The sequence below is a fragment of the Streptomyces sp. S6 genome (assembly GCF_054880855.1).
In genome coordinates this window covers 1-1,449 of the sequence record NZ_JBTYMC010000633.1, presented here as the reverse complement: position 1 = coordinate 1,449, position 1,449 = coordinate 1, and the positions used below count along the sequence as shown (strand labels likewise).

The window sequence follows — 1,449 nt, the reverse complement described above, 5'->3', positions numbered from 1 at the left end:
ACCGCGACCCGCCCGGCGCGCACCGCGAGCGCCGCGCGCTGCGCCTGTTCGCGGACGACCCTCAGCGCCTCGTCGACCCGCCCCTGCACCTCGTCCAGCGGGCCGCAGGCGCCGAGGAGCGCGTCGATCAGGTCGAGGAGGACACGGACGCGGGACCTGATCTCGTCCGGGGTGTCCGGTTCGGGGCCGGCCTCCAGGGCGGCGGCGAGGGAGTGCGCGGCCTGTTCGGCGTAGCGGCGGGCCTGGTCGGGGTCGGCGGTGGCGCCGGACAGCAGGAGGAGCACCCGGCCGTGCACGAGGGGGAGTTCGGGCGGGCGGGTGCGCCGGTCGGGCCAGACGTCGGCGAACGCCTCCAGCATGCCGACGGAGACCTGGAGGAGGGCGCTGTCGCCGCCGAGCCGCCACTGCTCCTCCAGGGCGCGCACGCGCTCCAGGGTGAGCTTGAGGGCCTCCCTCTCGCCGAGGCCCGGGGCGGCGCAGGCGACGGCGTACTCGCGGTCGGCGCGGGAGAGCAGGTCGAGGGCGCCGGACAGGTCGCCCCGGCGCCTGCGGTCCGCCGCCGAGGCGTGCAACACCCGGGCGAGGACGGCGCGTTCGTGCAGGGCGCGGGGGTGCGCGACGGCGCGCTGGGCCGCCGCCTCGGCCTCGCGGAGCAGGTCGTCGCCGCCCTGCACCTCCCACAGGCGCAGCGTGCAGTGCGCGTACTCGGCCCACAACTGCGGGTCGGTCGCGGCCTGTTCGTCGCGTTCGGTGGCGCCGCGCAGCAACTGCACGGCGTCGATGGCGTCCTGGATCATGCCCTCGCGGTCGAAGCGGCCGATCAGCGTGCGGGCCCGCACCACCACGGGGTGCGTGTCGCGCTCGGCGACGGCGCCGACCGCACCCGGCTGTTCGTAGCTCGCCGGGAGCGGCATGAACCGCCTCAGGACCCGCGCGGCGACCTCGGCGAACGGCTGCGGGACGGCCGGGGCCTGGCCGTCGCCGTCCCCGGGCGCGTACGGCCGTCCCGTGCCGCCGTCCCCCAGTTGAGCCAGCGCGAGGGCCGGGAAGTTGGGGCCGCCCTTGCCGAAGCGCTGCTCTATGTACTCCGAGGTGTGCTTGAGGACGAGCATCGCCTCGTCGCGGCCGAGCCGGGACAGCAGGGCGTCACGGACGTCCGGCTCCATCTCGTACCACTGAGCGCCGTCCCCGTCGGGTTTCTCCGCGACCCGGCTGACCAGGCCGCCGACCAGGACTTCCGCGAGTTCGGCGGGGCCTGAGCCGGGGAGCATCGTGCGCTGCACGAGCTGCATCACCGGCAGGCACAGGGGGGCTGCCGCGAGGTAGACGGCGAGGCGTCCCGCGGTCGGGGAGGCGCTCGCGCTGGCGAAGAAGGCGAAGGCCAACCCGCGCGAGCTGGCCACGCAGGTCGTCGCGAACCTCACCGCGCCCGAGATCATCCAGGACATC

General features: G+C 75.8%; 1 protein-coding gene and 1 pseudogene. One reads left to right on the top strand and one right to left on the bottom strand.

Translation table 11 applies throughout. The annotated features are described in order from the left end of the window. Positions 1 to 1,364 (bottom strand): annotated as a pseudogene (locus tag ACVNF4_RS35980) (SAV_2336 N-terminal domain-related protein); the annotation flags it as partial. Between ACVNF4_RS35980 and ACVNF4_RS35975 the strand changes: the two are divergent. After that, a partial coding sequence (locus ACVNF4_RS35975) for a hypothetical protein (protein WP_461807029.1) occupies positions 1,363 to 1,449 on the top strand: 87 nt, incomplete at its 3' end. The pseudogene ACVNF4_RS35980 and the gene ACVNF4_RS35975 sit on opposite strands and share 2 nt — an antisense overlap.